At 72.1% G+C, this 2,955-nt stretch carries 3 protein-coding genes; 1 reads left to right on the top strand and 2 read right to left on the bottom strand.

The window, feature by feature from the left end:
- Nucleotides 1-16 precede the first annotated feature (16 nt).
- Both U9R90_RS35025 and U9R90_RS35020 read right to left on the bottom strand, forming a co-directional pair.
- Nucleotides 17-691 carry a response regulator transcription factor gene (locus tag U9R90_RS35025; RefSeq protein ID WP_411061434.1) on the bottom strand — a complete coding sequence of 225 codons (675 nt, stop codon included), beginning with the start codon at nucleotides 689-691 and terminating at the stop codon, nucleotides 17-19.
- Nucleotides 692-794: 103 nt separating this feature from the next.
- Nucleotides 795-1,994 carry a sensor histidine kinase gene (locus U9R90_RS35020; protein ID WP_411061432.1) on the bottom strand — a complete coding sequence of 400 codons (1,200 nt, stop codon included), beginning with the start codon at nucleotides 1,992-1,994 and terminating at the stop codon, nucleotides 795-797.
- Nucleotides 1,995-2,112: 118 nt separating this feature from the next.
- Here U9R90_RS35020 and U9R90_RS35015 point away from each other — a divergent pair.
- The coding region (locus U9R90_RS35015; protein WP_411061435.1) for an SAM-dependent methyltransferase at nucleotides 2,113-2,955 on the top strand (843 nt) is incomplete at its 3' end.

The following is a 2,955-nucleotide window of genomic DNA, read 5'->3' as shown; positions in this document are numbered from 1 at the left end:
CCCGGCCCCGCGCGGGTCAGGCGGTGCCGCCCCCGGCCCGCACCAGCCCCGTCTCATAGGCGAGCACCACCACCTGCACCCGGTCGCGCAGCTCCAGCTTGGTGAGGATGCGGCCCACATGGGTCTTCACCGTGGCCTCCGAGAGCACCAGCCGCGCCGCGATCTCGCCGTTCGACAAGCCCTGGGCGACCAGCACCATCACCTCGCGCTCGCGGTCGGTGAGCCGCTCCAGCTCCTTGTGCTGGGGCTGGGCGCCGGTGGACGGCAGCATCGGCGAGAAGCGGTCGAGCAGCCGCCGTGTGGTGGACGGCGCCACGACCGCGTCACCGCTGTGCACCGAGCGGATCGCGGCCAGCAGTTCACCCGGCGGCACATCCTTGAGCATGAAGCCGGAGGCCCCCGCCTTCAGCCCGGAGAAGGCGTACTCGTCGAGGTCGAACGTGGTCAGGATCAGCACCTTGGGCGGGTCGTCCTGGGCGCAGATACGGCTGGTCGTCTCGACGCCGTCCAGCTTCGGCATCCGTACGTCCATCAGCACCACGTCGACCGCGGTGGAGCGCAGCTGCTCCAGGGCCTCGACGCCGTCGCCCGCCTCGGCGACGACCTCCATGTCCGGCTGGGCGGCGAGCACCATCCGGAAGCCAGTGCGCAGCAGCGCCTGGTCGTCGACGAGCATCACGCGGATCGGCATGCGGCGTCCCTCCAAGGGATCACAGGTCTCGATGACAGGTCTGATGACAGGTCTCTTGACAGTCTCGGTGGCAGGTCTTGATGACGGGCCTCGATGACAGGTGTCAGTGGGCAGGTTTGAGCGGCAGCAGCGCGCTGATCCGGAACCCGCCGCCCGGCCGCGGTCCGGCGTCCAGCGTGCCGCCGACCATACCGACGCGCTCGCGCATGCCGATGAGTCCGTGGCCGGCTCCGTCGGCGCCGCCGTCCTCGTACAGCTCGTGCGGCGCGCCCTTGCCGTCGTCCTCGACGAGCAGCCCGAGCCCGTCGTCGAAGTAGACGATGCGGACGCTGGCGCCGGCGTTCGGGCCGCCGTGTTTGCGGGTGTTGGTGAGCGCTTCCTGCACGATGCGGTACGCGGTGAGCTCCACCCCGCTGGGCAGCGGGCGCGGGGTCCCCTCGATCTTGAAGTCGATCGGGATGCCGGAGTCCCGTACCTGCTCGACCAGCTCGTCGATCTGCTCGACATCGGGCTGCGGAACGTACTCCCCGGCCTCCTGCTGCTCGCCGGTGCGCAGCACACCGAGGAGTCTGCGCATCTCGGCGAGCGCCTGGCGGCCGGTGCCCGAGATCGTCTCCAGGGCCTGTTTCGCCTGGTCCGGGGCGGTGTCCAGGACGTAGGCGGCGCCGTCGGCCTGCACCACCATCACCGAGACGTTGTGCGCCACGACATCGTGCAGCTCACGGGCGATCCGGGCCCGCTCGGCCGCGACCGCGACCTTGGCCTGCGCCTCACGCTCCTTCTCCAGCCGGGCGGCGCGCTCCTCGACCTCCGCGTAGTAGGCGCGGCGGGTGCGGATCGAGTCGCCCATGACCCAGGCGAGTGCGAAGGGGACCATCGCGAAGCCCGCGAAGAGGATGTTCCCGAAGACACTGGCCGCGTTGGGCCAGCGCAGCTGAGCGAGCGGCGCCGCGAGCAGCCCGCCGACCAGCGCGAACCTGCGGGCCCAGGTCACGCTGCTGGCCGCCACGGTGTAGATCACGACCAGCATCGCGAAGTCCGCGGCCATCACCCCGACGCCGCTGATCAACTGGACGACACCGGTCGCGGCCACCAGGAGCAGCATCTGCTCGGGCGCGCGCCGACGCAGCGCGACGGCGGTGGCCAGCGCCAGGACGACCAGCATCGCCACGGCGCGCGGGCCCCGGTGCTCGTAGTCCCCTGTGGAGACCTCACCGATCCCGGCCACCATCAGCAGGACGACAGCCCAGAAGCTGTCGACAGCCGTCGGGTGTCTGCGGAGGAAGTCGTAGAGGCGCTGCACGTAACCCAGCGTAGGGACACGTCGCGCGTGCGGGGGTCAGCCGCAGGTTCGATCCGTGGTCCTGCCGCATACTCCCCAAGGTGGAGGCCGCCTTACCCTTCTCGCTGTGACGAACGGCATGGCGAACGGCACGGCAGAGGGTGCGAGCGCGCTGCCCGGCACCTGGCGCGGCTGGCGGGAGGCAACGGAGACCGCGCTCTACGGGCCGGGGGGCTTCTATCTGCGCCCCGAGGGACCTGCCGGGCATTTCCGCACGTCAGTGCATGCCTCGCCGCTGTTCGCCAAGGCGGTGGCCCGGCTGCTGTGCCGCGTGGACGCGGTGCTGGGGCGGCCGTCCGCGCTGGACTTCGTGGATGTCGGCGCGGGGCGCGGTGAGCTCGTCGGCGGGGTGCTCGCGGCGCTGCCCGCCGAGGTGGCGGCGCGGGTACGGGCGTACGCGGTCGAGCGCGCGCCCCGCCCAGCGGGCCTGGACAATCCCCGGATCGAGTGGACCGACAACGTCCCGGACGGCGTCACCGGTCTGCTCTTCGCCAACGAATGGCTCGACAACGTACCCGTGGACGTGGTGGAGGTGGACCCGTCCGGCGTGCCCCGCCAGGTCCTCGTACGCCCTGACGGCACGGAGTCCCTCGGCCCTGAGGTGACCGGCCCCGACGCGGACTGGCTGGCGCGCTGGTGGCCGCTCGCCGACGAGCCGGGGCTGCGCGCGGAGCTCGGAGCGCCACGGGACGCGACGTGGGCGGCCGCTGTCGGGCGCCTGACGCGAGGGCTGGCGATCGCCGTGGACTACTGCCACACCCGCGCGGACCGCCCCGCCTTCGGCACTCTGACGGGTTTCCGGGATGGCCGGGAGTGCCACCCGGTACCGGACGGCAGCTGCGACATCACGGCCCATGTGGCCCTGGACGCCTGCGCCGCGGCGGGCACACAGACGCAGTCCGGGGCGGGCACGCAGGCCGGG

Source organism: Streptomyces sp. E11-3, assembly GCF_046540415.1.
Taxonomy (GTDB): Bacteria; Actinomycetota; Actinomycetes; order Streptomycetales; family Streptomycetaceae; genus Streptomyces.
Note: the sequence above shows the minus strand (reverse complement) of the source record. Positions and strands in the feature narration are given on the sequence as shown.

Bases quoted from the DNA above. Each gene is read 5' to 3' on its own strand.
- U9R90_RS35025 (WP_411061434.1), bottom strand. From the start codon at position 691: ATGCCGATCCGCGTGATGCTCGTCGACGACCAGGCGCTGCTGCGCACT.